At 30.7% G+C, this 19,504-nt stretch carries 22 protein-coding genes; 17 read left to right on the forward strand and 5 right to left on the reverse strand.

Annotated elements, in window-relative coordinates; translation table 11 throughout:
* Positions 1–81: 81 nt before the first annotated feature.
* Positions 82–1,011 carry a hypothetical protein gene (locus L3J07_01040; protein ID MCF6276412.1) on the reverse strand — a complete coding sequence of 310 codons (930 nt, stop codon included), beginning with the start codon at positions 1,009–1,011 and terminating at the stop codon, positions 82–84.
* Between the two features lie 72 nt (positions 1,012–1,083).
* On the opposite strand from L3J07_01040, the gene L3J07_01045 reads away from it, so the two are divergent.
* The 10 genes from L3J07_01045 to L3J07_01090 all read left to right on the forward strand — a co-directional run bounded on the left by L3J07_01045 (position 1,084) and on the right by L3J07_01090 (position 10,971).
* Positions 1,084–1,638, forward strand: a complete 555-nt coding sequence (locus L3J07_01045; GenBank protein ID MCF6276413.1) for a LemA family protein — start codon at positions 1,084–1,086, stop codon at positions 1,636–1,638.
* Positions 1,639–1,650: 12 nt separating this feature from the next.
* On the forward strand, positions 1,651–2,529 hold the full coding sequence (locus L3J07_01050) for a TPM domain-containing protein (GenBank protein MCF6276414.1): 879 nt from the start codon (positions 1,651–1,653) through the stop codon (positions 2,527–2,529).
* Positions 2,530–2,744: 215 nt separating this feature from the next.
* Complete coding sequence (locus L3J07_01055; protein ID MCF6276415.1) at positions 2,745–3,308, forward strand: HD domain-containing protein; 564 nt, start codon at positions 2,745–2,747, stop codon at positions 3,306–3,308.
* A 462-nt stretch (positions 3,309–3,770) separates the two neighbouring features.
* Positions 3,771–4,034, forward strand: coding sequence for a DUF5654 family protein (locus tag L3J07_01060; protein ID MCF6276416.1), 264 nt, complete (start codon positions 3,771–3,773; stop codon positions 4,032–4,034).
* Between the two features lie 98 nt (positions 4,035–4,132).
* A complete protein-coding gene (locus tag L3J07_01065) occupies positions 4,133–4,873 on the forward strand; it encodes a prolyl oligopeptidase family serine peptidase (GenBank protein ID MCF6276417.1) in 741 nt (246 codons plus the stop codon).
* Positions 4,874–4,890: 17 nt separating this feature from the next.
* Positions 4,891–5,586 (forward strand): DUF3800 domain-containing protein, encoded by a 696-nt coding sequence (locus L3J07_01070; GenBank protein ID MCF6276418.1) that lies wholly within the window; start codon positions 4,891–4,893, stop codon positions 5,584–5,586.
* Between the two features lie 266 nt (positions 5,587–5,852).
* Entirely contained in the window at positions 5,853–8,987 is a 3,135-nt protein-coding gene (locus L3J07_01075; protein MCF6276419.1) for a DNA methyltransferase, read from the forward strand.
* A 7-nt stretch (positions 8,988–8,994) separates the two neighbouring features.
* Positions 8,995–9,612 (forward strand): hypothetical protein, encoded by a 618-nt coding sequence (locus L3J07_01080; GenBank protein ID MCF6276420.1) that lies wholly within the window; start codon positions 8,995–8,997, stop codon positions 9,610–9,612.
* Between the two features lie 15 nt (positions 9,613–9,627).
* Positions 9,628–10,362: a hypothetical protein gene (locus tag L3J07_01085; GenBank protein ID MCF6276421.1), complete on the forward strand. Its 735-nt coding sequence runs from the start codon at positions 9,628–9,630 to the stop codon at positions 10,360–10,362.
* A 135-nt stretch (positions 10,363–10,497) separates the two neighbouring features.
* Positions 10,498–10,971 carry a hypothetical protein gene (locus L3J07_01090; GenBank protein ID MCF6276422.1) on the forward strand — a complete coding sequence of 158 codons (474 nt, stop codon included), beginning with the start codon at positions 10,498–10,500 and terminating at the stop codon, positions 10,969–10,971.
* Between the two features lie 49 nt (positions 10,972–11,020).
* Here the strand turns inward: L3J07_01090 and L3J07_01095 are convergent, their stop codons facing one another.
* Positions 11,021–11,164 carry a hypothetical protein gene (locus L3J07_01095; GenBank protein MCF6276423.1) on the reverse strand — a complete coding sequence of 48 codons (144 nt, stop codon included), beginning with the start codon at positions 11,162–11,164 and terminating at the stop codon, positions 11,021–11,023.
* 209 nt (positions 11,165–11,373) lie between these two features.
* Here L3J07_01095 and L3J07_01100 point away from each other — a divergent pair, with 209 nt between their 5' ends.
* Together L3J07_01100 and L3J07_01105 are read left to right on the forward strand one after the other, a co-directional pair.
* Entirely contained in the window at positions 11,374–12,144 is a 771-nt protein-coding gene (locus L3J07_01100) for a hypothetical protein (GenBank protein ID MCF6276424.1), read from the forward strand.
* Positions 12,137–12,490, forward strand: a complete 354-nt coding sequence (locus L3J07_01105) for a type II toxin-antitoxin system PemK/MazF family toxin (protein ID MCF6276425.1) — start codon at positions 12,137–12,139, stop codon at positions 12,488–12,490. Before L3J07_01100 ends, L3J07_01105 begins: the two co-directional genes overlap by 8 nt.
* Positions 12,491–12,494: 4 nt before the next feature.
* Here L3J07_01105 and L3J07_01110 read toward each other — a convergent pair whose 3' ends face one another.
* The gene (locus L3J07_01110; GenBank protein ID MCF6276426.1) at positions 12,495–13,208 is read right to left on the reverse strand and encodes an NAD(P)H-hydrate epimerase; all 714 of its coding nucleotides are present in this window, start codon (positions 13,206–13,208) and stop codon (positions 12,495–12,497) included.
* A 292-nt stretch (positions 13,209–13,500) separates the two neighbouring features.
* On the reverse strand, positions 13,501–14,802 hold the full coding sequence (locus L3J07_01115) for a hypothetical protein (protein ID MCF6276427.1): 1,302 nt from the start codon (positions 14,800–14,802) through the stop codon (positions 13,501–13,503).
* 89 nt (positions 14,803–14,891) lie between these two features.
* On the opposite strand from L3J07_01115, the gene L3J07_01120 reads away from it, so the two are divergent.
* From L3J07_01120 to L3J07_01140, 5 genes are all read left to right on the forward strand, one after another.
* A complete protein-coding gene (locus L3J07_01120) occupies positions 14,892–15,125 on the forward strand; it encodes a hypothetical protein (protein MCF6276428.1) in 234 nt (77 codons plus the stop codon).
* A gap of 3 nt (positions 15,126–15,128) precedes the next feature.
* Entirely contained in the window at positions 15,129–15,644 is a 516-nt protein-coding gene (locus L3J07_01125; GenBank protein MCF6276429.1) for a VIT1/CCC1 transporter family protein, read from the forward strand.
* Positions 15,645–15,647: 3 nt separating this feature from the next.
* Positions 15,648–17,042, forward strand: a complete 1,395-nt coding sequence (gene purB / locus L3J07_01130; protein ID MCF6276430.1) for an adenylosuccinate lyase — start codon at positions 15,648–15,650, stop codon at positions 17,040–17,042.
* A 6-nt stretch (positions 17,043–17,048) separates the two neighbouring features.
* Entirely contained in the window at positions 17,049–18,023 is a 975-nt protein-coding gene (locus L3J07_01135; protein ID MCF6276431.1) for a carbohydrate kinase family protein, read from the forward strand.
* Positions 18,024–18,091: 68 nt separating this feature from the next.
* Entirely contained in the window at positions 18,092–18,847 is a 756-nt protein-coding gene (locus L3J07_01140) for a DsbA family protein (protein MCF6276432.1), read from the forward strand.
* Positions 18,848–18,882: 35 nt separating this feature from the next.
* Here L3J07_01140 and L3J07_01145 read toward each other — a convergent pair whose 3' ends face one another.
* Positions 18,883–19,422: a hypothetical protein gene (locus tag L3J07_01145; GenBank protein MCF6276433.1), complete on the reverse strand. Its 540-nt coding sequence runs from the start codon at positions 19,420–19,422 to the stop codon at positions 18,883–18,885.
* Between the last annotated feature and the right edge of the window lie 82 nt (positions 19,423–19,504).

Genomic DNA, 19,504 nt, shown 5'->3' on the forward strand with positions numbered 1-19,504 from the left:
TCTATTATTGATTAAAAGAACGCTACTTTTCAGCAACGCTCAATTATTACATTTTTTCACCTGTTTGTCAAGGGTTTTGTATTATTTTCCACCAAAAATACCTTTAATTTTTCCCCAAACACCTTCTTTAATTGGAGTTGGTCCTTTTATTTCTGTTTGTACTTTTGGTTGGCTTCCTACTGTTGGTGTCTCTGTTGTTTTTGTTTGGCGAATTGAAACAGCCTCATTTATTTTGTTTGTGACTAACTCTTTCATTCCTTTTCCAAAATCTGCAGATCCGTTTAATATTTCCATTGCTTTAATACTTATATCTTGATCAGACATTTGCGGGCTTGTTGCTTGTCTTTCAAGTTCTTTCATTTTAGCTTTTAGTGCTGTGGCGTCGAGCAATCCAATAATTTTAGTTTTCTCAGCGTCACTTAAATATGGAAGAGTATCTCCACTAAACCCTAAAACATCTTCTTTAAACAGCTTACTTGATTTTGCCAAGTCTAGTTGCTGGTCAATGAGATTGCCAATTACCTGCTGTCTTTCTGTGTTGGTTAGTTCTAGTTTTGATAACAGCTCTATATTTTCAGAGTCATTAATTTCTTCTTTTACACCTTCTGCCTCTTTCATTTGAGAGATTTGTTCTGTTTTTTGTACTTTTTCCCAAATCATCTTTCTTGCAATATCTTCTATAGATCTCAATATTTCACCTGCTTTTTGAATTGTCTCTTCGTCTGTCCACTCTTCTTGCAATACTTTATCTAAAAAAATTTTACTTTCTTGTTCCATTCTAGACTGAGCAGTTCTTATAAATGTAGCTTTTTCTTCATCTGTAAACTCAGTTCCGGATGGAATTTCGTTTATTTCATTATTAATTAAATTTTCAGCATATTCTTTTGGAGAGGTTTTAATTTTTCCAGTTAAAATATCTGCCAAATTTTTTGCATCTTGCGACGCATCTTCTGATTCTACGCTTGAGATTTCAAAATTCTCAGTTAAATTTTCTTTTTTTTCTGTTTCCATATATTTATAGTTGATTTTTTAGTTAATTTATTCTACAATACCATTATATTTAATATTTTAAAAGTAAATGTTATGAAAAGAGTAATGATTGTATTGTTAGTTGTATTCGCATTGGTAGGTTTTTATGCCTTCAATATATATAATAAGATGGTGACAGCAAATGAGCAAGTGGATGGGCAGTGGGCCCAGGTAGAAACACAATATCAAAGGCGTTTTGACCTTATCCCAAATTTGGTAAATTCTGTAAAAGGAGCAATGGAGCAAGAGAAGGAAGTTTTTGCAAATATTACAGATGCTAGAACAAAATATTCAGGAGCTGTGACTCCAGAAGAGAAAGTTCAAGCTACAAATCAAGTGGAATCATCACTTGGAAGATTGCTGCTTGTAATGGAAAATTATCCAAATTTGAAATCTATAGATACAGTTCAGTCTCTAATGGTTCAACTAGAAGGAACAGAGAATAGAATTGCAGTGGAGCGTAAGAGGTATAATGATGAAGTAAAAATATTTAATACACTTGTAAAGCGTGTTCCAGCAAAATTCTTTGCAAGTATGTTTGGATTTGAAGAGAGAACATACTTTGCATCAGTAGAAGGATCAGAAAAAGCCGTGGAAGTAAATCTTTAATAATCTAAAGTTATGAATCGTATAAAAGCACTAGCTTTTCTAATTACAGCCACACTATTATTTCCAGTGGCTGTTTTTGGTTATGCAAATCCGGGTACGCCAACTGGTTTTGTAAATGATTTTGCAGATATGTTTTCCCAAGAACAGGAAGATGTACTAAATCAAAAACTAACAAATTTTGAAAAAGAAACTAGCAACGAAATCGCTATTGTGACAGTTCCAAATTTGGGCGAGGATACAATAGAAAATTTTGCAGTAGAATTGTTTGCAGAGTGGGGAATAGGGAAAAAGAAAAATGACAACGGAGTCTTGCTTTTAATATCTCGAGATGACAGGAAAATGAGGATAGAGGTTGGTTATGGTTTGGAGGGTGCGCTTACAGATCTGCAAAGTCATCAAATTATACAAAATTTCCTCGTTCCAAATTTTAAACAAGAGTTATATTTTGAGGGCGTAAATAGTGCGCTAGATGTAATGATTGGTGCGACAAAAGGGGAATATGAAGCAATAAACAAAGCAGAAACAGCACAAACTGGCTACGATTATCAAACTATATTTTTCTTTGTAATTTTTGTAGTTATATCGATTACTAGTATTTTGAGTGCTTCCAAATCTTGGTGGGCAGGTGGTGTTTTGGGTGGAATAGGTGGAATTGTAATTGGGTTTATTTACGGATTTTTATTTACTGGAATTATATCTATTGCTGTTTTAATTCCACTTGGGCTAATGTTCGATTTTTTTGTTTCTAAATCTCACAGTAAACATAAATCTCTGGGAACTGTGCCATGGTGGATAGGAATGGGTCGTGGAGGTAGAGGTGGACGAGGTGGTGGTTTTGGAGGTTTTGGTGGTGGAATGTCTGGCGGAGGCGGATCTAGTGGAAGTTGGTAAGTAGAAGTTCCAAATGTTCGAATTGTTTTCCACTTCTCTTGTTCTAAATGGTAGAATTTTTAATCACGTCATCCTGAGCGAAATGGAGCAAAGCGGAATGAAGTCGAATGGATCCCCTAATTTGACTCACCAAAATATAAATAATTAAATCAAAGTAATGTTTCCATTTTCTTTTCTTAACTTTAAACCTTAAGAACTTTATAACTTTTACAAATATGTTTAGTGAAATAATATACAATGCAATAAAAAAAACCACTCTTCTTCATGAAGGGCAAACTAGAAAAGATCTGGAGAAGACTCCATATATTTCGCATTTGGTAGGTGTTGCTCTAATTTTGTCGCAATATACTTCGGACGAAGATATTATAATTGCTGGCTTGCTTCACGATACAATAGAGGATACAAGCTACACGCCAGAAGATTTGGAGCGAGATTTTGGTAAAAAAATAAAAGATATCGTAATGGGTGTGACAGAGGATAAAAATATAAAAAACTGGAAAGAGAGAAAGCAGAATTATCTGGACAATTTGAAAACTGCTCCTGAAGAAAGTTTGCTGGTTGCTACCGCAGACAAGATTCACAATATGACCTCACTTTCAATTGATTTTAGAGGGCTAGATGAAGGTGTTTTAAAAAAGTTTAGTTCAAATGTACAAGAAAGAATTTGGTTTCATGAAGAGGTTTTGAAAATATTAGAAAATAGTACGCAAAATAAAATCATAGAAGAATATAAAAAAGTTTTTAATAAGTCTAAAGAAAAATTTATTACATCATCTTGAGTTTCTTCTGTCATTTCGAACCAAAGTGAGAAATCTCTTAAACATTGATTCAAACACACTCTCTTTTAACGATAATACTAAAATATTCTTACTTTACCTTTTGACACCAAAAGGTAACCAAAAGTGCCGAACGGTTGACAATTTTAGGCTTAATTTTATATAAACATTTATTTTGCTCGCCGCAATTCGCTACACTCGCAATCCTTTTGTATACTCAAAAGGACCGTAAATATTTATAAAAAATTAGTCCAACCAGCCTATCCAGCAGGCAGGAAATTTCAAATGTTGGGGAGGTTTAGGAGGGGAAAAAGAGAATAATCACGTCATATTGAGCGAAGCAAAGCGAAGTCGAAATATCCCCGTACATTATCATCAAAATATAAATAATCAAAATAAAATATTTGCCCTTTTTTACTTTATAAACTTTACGAACTTTTAACTTTAAAAACTAATATTAATTTTATGCCAAAAAAAACAAAACAAAAAATAAGTAAAAAATTGCAAAAAGAAATAAAGTCTAATTTTGTAAAATATATTGGAGCTGGTTTTGGACTTGTTGCCTCGTTTGCTTGGAACGACGCTATAAAATCACTAATTGAAGCTGTATTCCCAGTAAGCGGTCAATATGTGTGGGCAAAATTCGCTTATGCTGTCGTTATGACTTTGGTTGTTGTTGTGCTTATGGTTTACATTGTGAGAATTTTAAAAGTTGAAGAAGAAAAATAAATATATATTTTCTTTATGTCATCCTGAGCGGAGCAGAGCGAAGTCGAATGGATCTTGCAATAAAATCACTAAAATATTGAATTAAGTAATTTTTTTAAATGCATACTTTACGAGCAAAATTTAAGAATGAAATAATTGCAGAATTTCTACCACCAAAACATAATTCAGATAAAATTGTGATTTTGTGTGATGGTTTGCCGACACTTCCAAACAAGAAAAAGTTGTTGAAATTTTTTTCAAAAAAAGGTTTTTGGGTTTTTCACTTGCGATACCGCGGGACTTGGGAAAGTGGTGGAGAATTTCTACAAAATTCACCAGAGCAAGATGTGTTGGACATAATAGACGAGTTGCCAAAAGGCTTCAAAGATGGCTGGAACGGCGATAAGTACAAGGTAAATCCAAAAGAGGTGTGTGTGGTCGGATCTAGCTTTGGTGGAGCTACGGCGCTAATGTGCGCGCGGAGTGATTTGGTAAAAAAAGTTGTAGCATTTTCTCCGCTTGTGGACTGGACAGAGCCAAGTGAAGAAGAACCTTTGGATAAATTTGTGGAGCAAATAAAAAATTCATTTTATAATGCTTATAGATCCACAGACAAAAATTGGCAAAAGCTTTTGACGGGCAAATTTTTCAATCCTATAAATCATATAAATGAAATAGATGGTAAAAAAGTTTTGGTCTTCCATGCCAAAGACGATAAAATAATAAACTTCAATCCAGTCCAAAATTTCTGCAAAAAAATAGGTGCAACTTTTATACTAAAAAAGAAGGGTGGGCATTTTTCTCTATCAAAATTGATGAGGTTTGGTTTTTGGTGGAAAGTGAGAAAGTTTTTGAAATAAAATAAATTTATTTTATTATGCATATTTTTCTGGATGAAAGTGGACAATTTCATAAAAACGATTCAGAGGACTATTTTGTAATAGGCTCTTTTACTGTTGGGGATCACAAAAGAACCAAAAAAAGATTTAAATCTTGGTCTAAAGATAAATTTCCTAAAAAAATAAGATTTAGACCTGAAATAAAGTTTTCTGATTCTGGTATTTCTGATGAATTAAGAATTAAAACAGTTAAATTTATTTCTAAGTTAGATGTTAGGATTCGTTTTTCTTTTTTGAAAAGGCAAAATATACCAGAAGAATACAAAAGAAAAGAGAAAATTCAAACGGGCTTACTTTATACAAAAATAGTTGCAGAAACATTGGAAATGTATACTTCTTCTGCAAGTGATCTATTATTTCATGTTTTTTGTGATCAAAGAAAATTAAAAGGTGTAAGTAAGAAAGAATTTGTAAATAACATAAAAATTCATTTATTACCTAGTTTGCCAAGCGGTGCAAATATTAAAATAGAAAGAGTTAATTCAAGAGATTTTCCAAATGTTCAATTAGCAGACTGGATTGTTGGTGTTATAGCATCTTATTTAAATAAAAAACCGTTAGGAGAGGAATTATTTGGTATTTTGCAAAATAATATTCTTGCTGAAGGAAGAGAAATGTTTAAAGATTATTGGGAAAATAAATTTAACAACCAAAAAACTCAATCGGGGGATTGAGGTGTTTGGTGAAGTAGCGTCTAACATTATGGTATTCCTTAGCTTAAGTCTCAGATGGTCTGAGGGAATACTAAGGCATAAATGAAAGTTATTATTGCATACTTCAATTTCAATATACTACAATGTCGTGCATTTGTCAAAGTTATCCACAGTTTTAAGTATAATTATAAAAATAAAACAACTTATAAATAAAAAATATTGGAATTAAAATTTTCAATATTTTTGCTTTTAAGGTAAAGTAGAAGAACATTTTAAATAAAAATTTTATGGGTGGTGAATATAACAATTTAGTTTTGGAGTATCTTAATAATGTTCAAAAGATATTAGATACTGGAGATGCACGTGAGCATACTTATAGATCTGATTTCAAGATATTGATTGAAAGTTTAGTTTCAAATATTCAGGCAATAAATGAGCCAGCCTATACAGGTGGAAATGCGCCTGATTTTTTGTTTAAAAAAGGTGATACACCAATTGCTTATGCAGAGTGCAAGGATGTGACGGTAGATATAAAAAATACAGATACACAAAAACAGGCAAAACGTTATGCAGATGCTTTTGGGAAAATTTTACTTACAAATTATTATGATTTTCAATTTATTCCAGAAGAGGGAGAAAAAATATCTGTTTCAATTGCGGTAAAAGAGGAAAATAAAATTGTACCAACAGAAGAAAATTTTGATAAATTCGTAAATTTGATTCAGGATTATATAACTCCGTCTTATAGAACAATTAAATCTGCAAAAAGATTGGCAGAAATAATGGCAAGTAAAGCGCGGATTATTCGTGACAATGCTTTGGCTTCACTTAGTGAAAATAAAGACTCAGACATTTTTGCTCAATACGAATCATTTAAACAAGTTCTTATTCGTGATCTTTCGGAAAATGAGTTTGCGGATATGTATGCTCAAACTCTTGTTTATGGGTTGTTTGTGGCTCGTTATTATGATAAAACAGAGAAAGATTTTTCTCGTCACGAAGCTCAAGATTTATTACCTTCATCCAATCCACTTTTGAAAAAGTTTTTTGGACATGTGGCTGGCACAGATTATGATCCCAAAATTGCGTGGTTGGTAGATAGTTTGATAGAAACTTATTCGTCTACAAGTGTAGCATATATAATGCACAAAGAGTTTGAGAAAAAACAAAAAGATCCTGTTCTTCATTTTTATGAAACTTTTTTGACTAGTTATGACAAAGGACTTCGTAAAAAAAGAGGAGTGTATTATACGCCCGAGCCGGTAGTTTCTTTTATTGTTCGTAGTGTGGACCAGATTTTAAAAACTAAATTTGGTTTAAGTAAAGGACTTGCTGATACCACAAAAATAGAATATAAAGCCAAAGTTCAAGGAGAAGATGGTAGAACAAAAGATAACGTAAAAAGGATAATAAAACAAACATATAAAGTACAAATTCTAGATCCTGCGGTAGGAACTGGTACATTTTTAAATGAAGTAATTCATGAAATACACAAAAAATTTGTTGGACAAGAAGGTCAGTGGGATTCTTATGTTCGAGATAGCTTACTTTCGCGTTTGCACGGTTTTGAGCTGATGATGGCAAGTTATACTATGGCTCACCTTAAACTTGGGATTACGCTAAAAGAACTTGGTTATAAAGGAGATGAAAGGCTGTCTGTATGGCTTACTAATAGCTTAGAAGGTGCAATAGATAAAATACCCGATCTTTTTATGGGGCAATGGCTAACAAAAGAATCAAACCAAGCTTCAAAAATTAAATCTGAAATGCCAATTATGGTTGTGTTGGGTAATCCTCCTTATTCTGGTGAAAGTTCTAATAAAAATTATAAAGGACATAATGTTTATAAAGTAGAACCGGGAGGGAATCAAAAACTTCAAGAGCGAAATTCGAAATGGCTTAACGATGATTATGTAAAATTTATTCGTTTTGCTGAAAATCAAATAGAAAAAACGGGAGAAGGAATTGTAAGCTTTATCACACCTCATGGATATTTAGATAATCCAACTTTCAGAGGTATGCGTTGGCATTTAATGGAAACTTTTAGTGAAATTTATGTTTTAGATTTGCATGGGAATGCAAATAAAAACGAGACAACTTCTGAAGGAGGAAAAGATGAAAATGTCTTTGGAATTAAAACAGGAACTTCTATAATTTTTGCAATAAAAAATAAAAATTCAAAAAACAAAACTGCAAAAGTTTACCATGCTGATTTTTATGGAAAACAAAATAAAAAATATAATTTATTAAATGAAAATAATTGGGAATCTATAAAATGGAAAAAATTATCTCCAAATAAACCAAATCTTTATTTTATACCGTTTAATAACGAGTTGAAAAAAGAATATAATGAAGGTTTTTCAATTGTAGATTTAATGGAAACAAATTCAGTAGGTATTGTGACTTCTCGCGATAAATTTATTATCAATAATTCAAGAGAAAAACTTATAATTAAAATAAAAGATTTTTTAATGCTTGATCCTGATAAAGCAAAACAAAAATATAATTTACGAGAAAACCAAAACTGGAAAATTATAAAGGCACAAAAACATATTTTTGATGAAAAAAATCTTCAAAAAATTTCCTATCGCCCGTTTGATAATAGGTGGATATATTATCATAATGATTTTATCGAGCGTTCTAGAAAAGAAACAATGAAACATTTTAATAATAAAAATAATGTAGGATTAGTTTTGTGTAGGCAGGTTAAAGCTGGTAAATCATATCAACATAATTTTATAACTAACAATATTACAGAATCAACATTGGTTTCTAATAAAACATCAGAAATTGGATATGTATTTCCTTTATATTCTTATGTAAATGATAGCATCAAAAATTATAATTTTAACATAGACATAATAGGAGAAATTAAAAATAAAGTTGGAGCCACTTTAGTATCACGTAGTTCAAATAATCCAACTCTACAAATTACTGATGGTAGTATTTTTACACCAGAAAATATTTTGGATTATATTTATGCAGTTCTTCATTCTCCAAAATATCGTGAAAAATACAAAGAATTTTTGAAAATAGATTTCCCCCGTGTTCCATATCCAGAAAATAAGCAAAAATTTTGGAATTTAGTTGGGTTAGGAAAAGAATTGAGAGAATTGCATTTATTAGAATCTCCAAAAGTTTCAAATTTTATCACAACTTTCCCAGAAAGTGGTTCAAATAAAGTTGAAAAGAAATATCCAAAATACGAAGATGAAAAAGTATTTATAAATTATACTCAATATTTTGGCAATGTTCCAGAAGTTGCCTGGAACTTCTACATCGGCGGATACCAACCAGCCCAAAAATGGCTCAAAGACCGCCGAGAACGAGAACTAAGCAATGAAGACATAGATCACTACCAAGAAATGATAGTCTCCCTAACCGAAACCCACCGAATTATGCAGGAAATTGATAAAGTTTAAAATTGATATGAAAAAAGAATTATATTATTTTCCTAATTGGGTTATAATTGACTATCTCTCCCATATTACTTCTAATAAAATACAAGATACTGATAATATTGAAATGATATGTTCTTTGGTCATGTCTAAATTTTGTGAAAGGCAATTTGGAAAAGAATGTTTTATAGGATTTGAGGTAAAGGAAAGTTATAAAAGAAAATTACCAAAAGATAATCTTATGTCTGAGCAAGATTTTATCAATCTTATAAAAGATGGTTTTTTTAAAGATACTCCAATAGATTTTTCTATTGCAATTCCTTCTAAAAAAGGCAGAATTGATTTTCAATTAAAAAGATTTGGGAAATCTTTAAAACAAAATAATACTAATGATTTAATTAATTATATTAACGACCTTTCAAAAGAATATGGAGATACTGATTGTAATTTAATAATACTCTGTGAATCTTGTGAAGTGAGTCCATTGACTGTATCTCAAAAAATTTGTATTAAAAATTACCCATTTAAAAAAATAATTTTAATAGATGTGGAGGGGTCAAAATATATTTATTATCATGGTATATGGTCAGATAAGGGGGAAAGTGGAACATCAAGATTTAATATGCAAACGATGAAATTTGATTATTAAGGTTTTTTAAATAATATGAAATGTAGACTATGTAAAAAAGACAAAAGTTTAATAAAAGCACATATCATACCTAAAACTTTTTATGATTTTCTTTATCCGTCAGATGATAATAGTTCTTTAATAATGGTTAGGAAAAATAAACATATTAAAAGAAGACCAGTTGGAAGTTATGACATGAATATATTGTGTAAAGATTGCGATAGTGATCTTGGTTTATATGATGAATATGGTAAAAAAGTTTTTTTAGAAAAAAAATTAGAAAAACATCCACAGACTGAAAGCGCGTTTATAATTAGAGATGTGGATTATGAAAAATTAAGTTTTTTCATAATTTCCTTATTGTGGAGAGCTGGTATATCTTCTTTGGATGAGTATGGGTTTGTTCAATTAAATAAATATGAGGAAATATTGAGGGACATAATCTATAATAAAAAATATAAAAAGTTAATAGATTATCCGTTTATTATTACTCAATTTGAAAAAGATGGTTTAGATGGGATTGTGGATAAAAGTTTTCTTAATCCAGTTAAGTTATATATGGATAAAAGACGTTTTTATCTTTTTTATTTACCAAATTGTTATAGTATTTATATTAAAGTTGATAAACAAAAAATGCAAAGTAGTTTTTCAAAAATAGCTTTTAAAAAAGATGGTAATTTATTTATAATTAATAGGGGAAAGTATAAAAACTCTAAAGAATTTAAATTAATTGTGGATATAGTTAAATCTGGATTTACGCCACAAACATAGAATTGATTAAAAAATATGAATACAACAATAATACAATCAGCACCAAATCAATATAATATAATGTTAATGAATTACGCAGAAATTGTTGAAAAGACTAATTAGCAATTAAGTTTTTGGTTTAATCCTTATGCTATTATGGTAGCTGTTTTGGCTGTACTGTTTACTATTGGAGCGATTATTGCTGCGATTATTATTCATCTAAATAATAAAAAGCACAAACAGAGGACGGAAGACTTTTTTAAAGAACAAGAGATAATTTATAAAAAAAGACAAGAAGAGATTAAAAAAGATTTTGATATTTTAATTAAAGTAAAAGAAAAAGAATATAGAAAAGCAGAAAAAAAAGACAGAAAAGAAATAAAAAAAGAAATTATAGAATTGAAGAAAGATAAAATATCCATAGGTTTTTATAGGATACCCGAAGCCGTGGAAGATAGCATTAATAATATTAGAAGTAAATATGGAGTTGGATATAGAATTTGTAAAACTAAATGTTTTGGCTGTAAAGAAAATTTTCAATATAAAGATGAAACAATAAACAATATTGTACAGGTGGTAGGGAGTAAAAAAGTTTTCTGTCCTTATTGTGGGGCTGAAAATTTTATATAATTTTTAAAAAGCAAAAGACAAGTCTTTTAAAACTTGTCTTTATGCTTGTCTACTTTTTCTGTTTCTTTTTTGGTGCACGCTGTGACATTGCACTTCCTGCTGCTGTTTTAGAATGTTTACTTGTTCTTTTATCTCTAAGAACTTTGCTTGCAGCTTTGCCAGCTTTTTTGCTGGTTTTTCTGTTTTTTGCCATAATCTTTGTATTACAGATTAATAAAACTACCATTTCAACTTTTAAGCATATTTTTTATGTATCCACGACAAACATAAAAAAGTGCAATAGTAATGATTTTAGTATATAAAGGATTGGTTTAAATGTCAAGAAAAATAAGACTTACTTAATTATTGACAAAATAATATTTTATGGTATAATAAAGATAATAAATAATTTGAAGTAGAAATATGCACCATCTTCAAGAAAAAATTCTCAATCTTTTGGAAACAAAAGATATTTCTGGTTTATCACTTAGAGAAATTGCCAAATTGATAAACGAAACAGGAAGTCCGCAAAAAATAAAACATCATTTGGATCAGCTCGCAAAAAGAGGGCTTATTTTTGTGGACAAAAAAAATAAAGAAATTAAAAAAATAAAACCCGGAATGGACAAAAAAACTCAAATTATTTCTTTGCCTATTTTGGGAAGTGCAAATTGTGGTGTAGCGACATATTTTGCAGAAAATCATGTAGAAGGATATTTGAAAGTGACCAAAAATATTTTGGGCGAACTTGCCAAAAGAATCGAAAGCTTGTTTGTGTTACGTGCAGTTGGCTCTTCTATGAATCGTGCTAATATTCGTGGAAATAGTATTGAAGATGGAGATTATGTGATTGTGGATAGTGAAAAAAAAGAGCTAGAAAGTGGTTTATATATGGTTTCTATTATTAATGATGTCGCAAATATAAAAAAAGTTTTTTTTGACAAAAAAAATAGGCAAATAGTTTTAATGTCTGAGTCAAACCAAGATATTACACCAATATATATACACAAAAAAGATTTAAATGAATATTTAATTGCTGGAACTGTGGTAAAAATTATGAAAAATCCCACAGAAGAAAATTTAAATATGTTTAGCGATATTTCTGCAATTGATTCTTTAAAAAATCTAGGTTCTTTGTCCAGTGAGGAAGAATCTTATTATAATAATGCTGATAATTTTAAGAAATATGCGTAATCCGGATTTGAAACAAGGTGATATTTATTTAGTTGATTTTAGTGAAAATTCAGTTGGGCATGAGTATCAGAAAAAACGTCCTGCAATTATTATTCAATCAAATTTACAAATAAAAAAGTCAAATCTTGTGACAATTATGCCATTATCTACAAAATTGGATAAAGCTTTAAAAGAAGATATTTTGGTTGAAAAAGATAATAATAATTTATTATTACATGATTCTGTGATAAAAGTGCAACATATTATTTCTTTTGATCCTGTTAGATTTTCTCATAAAATTGGAGAGGTAAAAAAAGAAGTTCTTAGTGAAATTAAGAACTATTTAACCAAACACTTTGATTTGTAAACTCTTAAATAGGAGCAAAGAAAGTTTTCACCTGCCCAAAATTAGGCCTGCTATTTGGTGAAACTCGCTCGTATAGAAAGTGGGGGATGCCGATGTCGGCGATGAAGATTTTTCCACTTTTTGATTTTGCTTTGTTTTTGGTAAATGCTTTTTTTGGTAGTGCTAGGCTAAGTGTGGCATAAGCGCGAATGTGTGGCTCAAAGCATTCTCCGGTGGTTGGGTCTATTCCAGTTGGAATGTCGTAGCAAATGACATTCTTTTTTGTTTTATTTATCATTTCTATTATTTTGGCAAAGTTATCACGCGGTGCACCTTTCAAATTGTACCCAATCAAGGCGTCTATAATTAGTGTGCTAGAGTTTATTAATTTTTCTATTTCATCTTGCTTTTCCAAATTTTTGACTGTCAAAATATTTGCGTCTATTTTTTGTAATAAATCTAAATGGTGTTTTGCTTGCGTTGTTATGTTTTTAGACATTAAAATAATGGATGTTCTAAATCCGTGATTTAACAAATGCCGTGCTGCACATAAACCATTTCCACCTTTGTTGCCAGTACCACAAACTACAACAATATGAGATTTTTTGGAGATACTCATACTTGTGATGAGTGGCAACATGTGCCAACCAGCCAGCTCCATCATCTGCATTACGCAAAGACCGTTTTCTACTGCGATCTTGTCTAAAAACTGCATTTCTTTCGCTGTGGCAAAATACATATGGTTGTTTGTTAAAAGTTTGTGGTTAAAAAAAGTTTTAGTGGATTGTTTAAAAAGCAGATTAGGCAGAGTAAGCAAAAAGTGCGAGTGTTTTGGTTTGATTATTTATATTTGGTGATATTGTACGGGGATCCATTCGACCCCATTTCGTTCCGCTCAGGATGACATATTTTTATTCACGTCATATTGAGCGAAGTGAAACGGAGTCGAAATATCCCGGTGCAGTGTCACTATTTTTGTAAGTAATTAAAATAAAGTGTTAGTCCTGTTTTTTCTTGTTCTTTTAAAAAAATTATTTCAATAACTTTTTTGTCTCAATTTTATAATTTTCTACATTTGGTTGATCAAAAGTGTTTAGGTCCATAAGTTTTCCCAAAAGCATTATTTCTATCATTTTGAACTGCATAAATTCTCCAAATGATTTTGGATTTAGCTCGTCCAAAACAACTTCGCAAAATGGCAAATTTCTTTTTTTGTAAGCTATTTTTGTGCCGTTCATAATTGCAGTCATAATCTGCAAAGCACTTTTTCCGGTTATATTTTCTGCAAGTTCTGGAAATCTTCGTTTTTTTGGAATTTGCACATCTACCCAATTTTTCTTTATTTCTACAAAAGTTGTAGTTTTGTTTATTGGTCCGCCCAAATAAAGTTGACCCACAGAATGCAGGTCTGTAGAACCCACAGAAACAATTGGTAAAATTCCGGCGTTTACTTTTTTTCCTCGTTTACTTTTTTCTTTTCCTATACTTTCTGCCAAAAGCTGTCTATACCATTTTCCCAAAGATTCCAATTCTGGGTTGAATACAAAAGTATCTGTAATTTCTAGGCCTTTTTTATAATATTCGTACAAAATTATGGCAGATTGTAAGGCAGGATTTTTGGTAATATCAAAATGCGTACAGCGGCTTCGCATTAGTTTTGCGCCGTTTAGTAGTTGTTTTATATCTACTCCTAAAACGGCAAGAGGAAAAAGTCCAACAGCAGAAAATACAGAAAATCTACCTCCAACTTTCTGCGGAATTGCTAATGTAGATATTCCTTTTTTTTGTGCTATTAGCCAAAGTTTGGATTGGTAGTCTGTGGTAATTACAAATCGGTCTAATGATTTTGGAAACTTTTTTGAAAACATTTTGGCGACAATTTCTAGGTTTGCAATAGTTTCAGTTGTTTCGCCAGATTTACTGATTGCGTTTATCAAAAATTCATTTTTATCTTTTGAACTGTGGATAAGTTTTCCAAGCTTTTCTATAAATACAGGATTGTTGGTATCTAGGAAAATCATCTTTGGTGCTCTATTTTCCAAAATATCAAAATGTCCATAAAGTGCATCGTAAATTGCTTTTGTTCCCAAATTTGAACCGCCAATTCCTATTACAATTATATATTTCAATTTTGCACTAGATTTTTTATTTGCCATTTCCAAAACTTTCCCCAGAGTATTTCTGTCAAAAGGGCAGTTGATAGAACTTTCTAAATAATCGTAAGAATTTCTATCTATAACTTCTTGCAAAAGCTTAAAATAAACAGAGAGTTTCCCTATATGTTTTTTGAATATTCTTTCTGAAATTCTAGAATTTTTGTGTATAAATTTCATATATCTTAATTTTAACATTTTTGGGGCTTAATCACAAAATGATGTATAATAAAACTGTTAACAATATTATTTTATTTTTAATCATTTATATGCCATATAGAAATAAAAAATTTCGTATTTTGGAGTTCGTTTTAATTGGGGTAGTAATGGGAACAGTAGAAGATTTGTTGGCTGTTGTGCTCGCAACAGACGCAACATTTAGTTGGAGAATTATGTGGGTTGTTTTGGCAGTTTCAATTCCATTTGCGCTTATTACCGAGTTGGTTGTAGATCACCCAGGTTTTTGGAAAATATTTTTTAAAAACGGAAAAAAGAAAAAATAAAATATGGCAAAGTTTTCTAGAAAGACCTACGCGCTTTATGTAAAAAATTTTATATTTGGAGTAGAGGATAGCTTGGTTTCCACAATTGGGCTTATTTCTGGTGTGGCTATTACTGGTGTAGCTCGTGGTACTATTATTATCACAGGAATTATTTTGATATTTGTAGAGGCTACATCTATGGGTATTGGTAGTCTTTTGTCCGAGCACACAGCAGAGGAATACAGCAAAAAGAAAAATACACCTTTTGGGACTTCAATAGTTGCCGGCTCTATAATGTTTGTCTCTTATTTTTTGGCAGGTTTTATTCCACTTTCACCATATCTTTTTTTAGAGTCTATGACAGCATTTTGGGTTTCAATAGTTTTTTCTCTCGTAGCACTTTTTGTTTTGGGAGTGGTTAGTGGTAAAATATTTAAAATTAATAAAATTAGAAAAGGTTTAGAAATGCTTTTGCTTGGTGGTTTGGGGGTTTTGGTTGGAGTAATCGTGGGTGTGATTGTCCAGAATTATCTTATTTAATATATGGAAAGACTTTTGGCTATAAGTCCTATAGATGGAAGGTATAAAAATAAAACAAATGAATTAAGCAAAATTTGTAGTGAGTTCGGTTTAATTTCATATAGAGTAAAGGTGGAGATAAAATATTTAATAATGCTTTCAGAGCACGCCCAAATAGGCGTGCGCTTATTTTCAAAGGAGGAAAATTTTTTATTAAAAGAATTACAAAATTTAACATTAGAAGATGCAAATATTGTAAAAGAATTAGAAGAGACAGGATATAAGGAAATATTAGCCACAAGACATGATGTAAAATCAGTTGAGTATTTTATTAAAAATAAATTAAAAAATAGCTCACTTTCAGATGTGTCAGAATGGGTTCATTTTGGTTTAACATCAGAAGATATAAATAATATTTCTTATGCTTTGATGATACGAGATTCATTGGAATCTGTAATACTTCCTTTTATTGAAAATATAATGAATGAAATTTCTATTTTTTCTAAAGAAAATCGTTTTATTTCCATTTTAGCCAGAACACATGGTCAACCAGCATCTCCTACAACTTTTGGTAAAGAATTTAAAGTTTATTTGAGTAGACTACAAAGACAGTTTGAAATAATAAAGAAAAATCAAATTTTAGTAAAGTTAAATGGTGCAACAGGAAATTATAATGCACATTATAGTGCTTATCCAAATGTAAATTGGTTGAAATTTAGTAAGGATTTTGTGGAAGTTTTAAATAAAAATAATTTTCTAAAGTTAGAACTTAATTCTTTTACTACTCAAATAGAACCACAAGATAGTTTTATAGAAATATTTGATGCATTGCGTAGAGTAAATACAATTTTAATAGATTTTTCTCAAGATTTGTGGAGGTATATAAGTGATGGTTGGCTTACACAAAAAATAATAATAGGAGAGGTTGGATCTTCCACAATGCCGCACAAAGTAAATCCTATTGATTTTGAAAATGCCGAAGGAAATTTAAGTATAGCAAATAGTATGTTTACTTTTTTTTCACAAAAATTACCAATTTCTAGACTTCAACGAGATCTGTCAAATTCTACTGTTCAAAGAAATTTTGGTGTTGCTTTTTCTCATTGCCTTATTTCGTACAAATCATTATTAAAAGGACTTTCAAAAATTGCTATAAATTATAAAAAAGTTTCAGATGAATTAGAAAAACACCCAGAAGTTTTAACAGAAGCAATTCAAACAGTTTTACGCAGAGAGGGAGTAAAAGCACCTTATGAACAACTTAAAAAATTATCTCGTGGAACTGGTGAAATACGACTTATAGACTTGCATTTATTTATAGATAGTTTGGAAATAAGTGTTAATATAAAAAGAGAATTAAAATGTTTTTTACCTTCTAGTTATATAGGCTTGGCAGAACATTTAACTAATTTAAATTAAAAAAATATGTACGATATAATTTCAATAGGGGATACAACGACAGATGTTTTTTTGGAGATAGATCAGGCGACAGTAAATTGTAAGATTAAAAAAGATATTTGCCAGCTTTGTGTTGATTATGCAGATAAAATACCAGTAAATAAAATAATTCGCCTGCACGGAGTAGGAAATGCAGCGAATTCTGCTGTTGGTGCGTCTAGACTTGGGTTAAAAACTGCAATCTATACTGTCGTTGGAAATGATATTGGTGGAAAAGAGGCAAAAAAGAATTTTACAAAAGAAAAGGTTTCAAGTAAATTTTTGAAAATAGATAAAACTAAGCCTACAAATTATTCTACGGTTTTGAATTTTGATGGAGAGCGAACAATTTTTGTTTATCATGAGTCGCGTGAATATAAATTGCCAAAATTTGGAAAATCTAAATGGATTTATTTTACTTCGCTAGCCTTCGGACATAAACCACTTCACAAACAATTATTAAATTATTTAGAAAAAAGTGGAGCAAAACTTGCGTTTAATCCGGGGACTTTTCAAATAAAGGAAGGTTTAAAAGTTTTGAAGCCTATTTTAAAGAAAACAGAAGTTTTGTCTGTAAACAAGCGTGAGGCACAAATTTTATTAAAAAATAATAGTAGTGTGCCTATTTTGTTAAAAGAATTTTATAATTTGGGAGTAAAGAAGGTGGTAATAACAGACGGGCCAAAAGGGTCTTATACTTATAATGGAGAGGATATGTATAAAATGGGTATTTTTGATACTCCAATTTTAGAGAGGACTGGAGCTGGAGATGCGTACACAATAGCTTTTGTAAGCGCATTAGTTTTGGAAAATAACATAAAAACAGCAATGCGATGGGGAACATTTAACGCATCTTCTGTAGTACAACATCTGGGTGCACAAGCGGGATTATTAAATTTGGATGGTATAAAGAAAATGATTAAAAATAATAAGAACATTAAACCTCAAAAAATAGAAAAATAGAAAGTCTTGCTTTTATTTTTTAGATAGTGTTATACTTAGAATTCATTAAATAATAAATATTTTTGCGTATGGACAACAAACAAGGAAATGGCTCTATTTTTGAATCACTTTCTCCGGGAAAGGTTTTTGCATCTGGGCTTGTAATTGGAATATTAGTTTTGTGTACGATTGGTTTTTTTATTTTGCTTGGAGTTTATGTAAACGGAGATAATGCAAAAGTAGATGTTAATAATAACAGAAATCAACAAGTAGGCACAGAAGATGTTGGTAATAAGAAAATTGCAATTCGTAGTGTTACAAAAAAAGATCATATTCGTGGAGATAAAAATGCAAAAGTGACAATCGTAGAATATTCAGATTTAGAATGTCCGTTTTGTAAGAGATTTCATAATACAATGTTAGAGGTAATGGACAAGTTTGATGGCGATGTAAAATGGGTTTTTAGACATTTTCCATTGGATAGTTTGCACAGACAAGCGCGTGCTGAAGCAAACGCATCAGAGTGTGCAGGAGAACAAGATAAATTTTGGGAATTTATTGATCTAATAAATGAGGTAACTCCTTCAAATGATGGTTTGGATTTAGATAAACTTCCAGAATATGCACAGCAAGTCGGTGTGAAAAATATAAGCAAATTTACAGAATGCGTGGAAAGTGGAAAATACGACAACAAAGTAAACGATGACTTTTTGGATGGTCAAAAAGCTGGAATTCGAGGAACTCCTTATAGTGTGGCAATTGGACCAAACGGAGAAATGGTAGAAATTTCTGGAGCTCAACCATTTAGTTCACTAGAGCAAACTATAAATTCACTTTTGAAGTAATAAACTTAAATAAAGTTTAAAAAAACCCGCTAATCTTAGCGGGTTTTTGCTTGTTTCAGATTTCTTTTTATGGTATCGTTATATTCATCTATAATAGTTTGAATTAGAAATCTGTTTGGGAAGTAAATTACATTTTGGTTTGGTGTTGGGATAATAAAAAGATATCCTTTTTGCACCGCCTCAATCAAACCTTCGGCTAAATATGAAAACCCTTCTGGCGATAAAAAAACCTCATCAAAGCAAATTATGTTTGCATTATTTGCAATATCATTTTGCACTTTACTTGTCTCTTTATCCCATTCTTTAAATAGTTGTGTCCAGGTGATACCTGTCCACGCGATACAATGGTTTTGGAATGTTATATAAAGTAGAAAAGATATTGCGGTCATTGCTTTTGGACCTATTTTACCAAAAGCTAAGTTTAAAATATAGTATCTTTCTACAACACCTAATTTTGCAAGTTTTTTTGGACTTGAATTGTGAATGTATATACTTTTTTGAGATGTAAGTCTGTAAAAACCTTCTCTCATCTTCCAAAAATCTTTGAAAATAAGACCTCCAGAATTAACACCCATAATAACCTCCTTTTATATTAAGTAAACTTTTAAAATAGAGTTTTGTCAAATTGTGTATAAGATATGCTAGATTTTATTTGTA

The sequence above is a fragment of the Candidatus Magasanikbacteria bacterium genome (genome assembly GCA_021648085.1).
In the GTDB taxonomy this organism is placed as follows: domain Bacteria; phylum Patescibacteriota; class Patescibacteriia; order Magasanikbacterales; family UBA922; genus JAKITS01.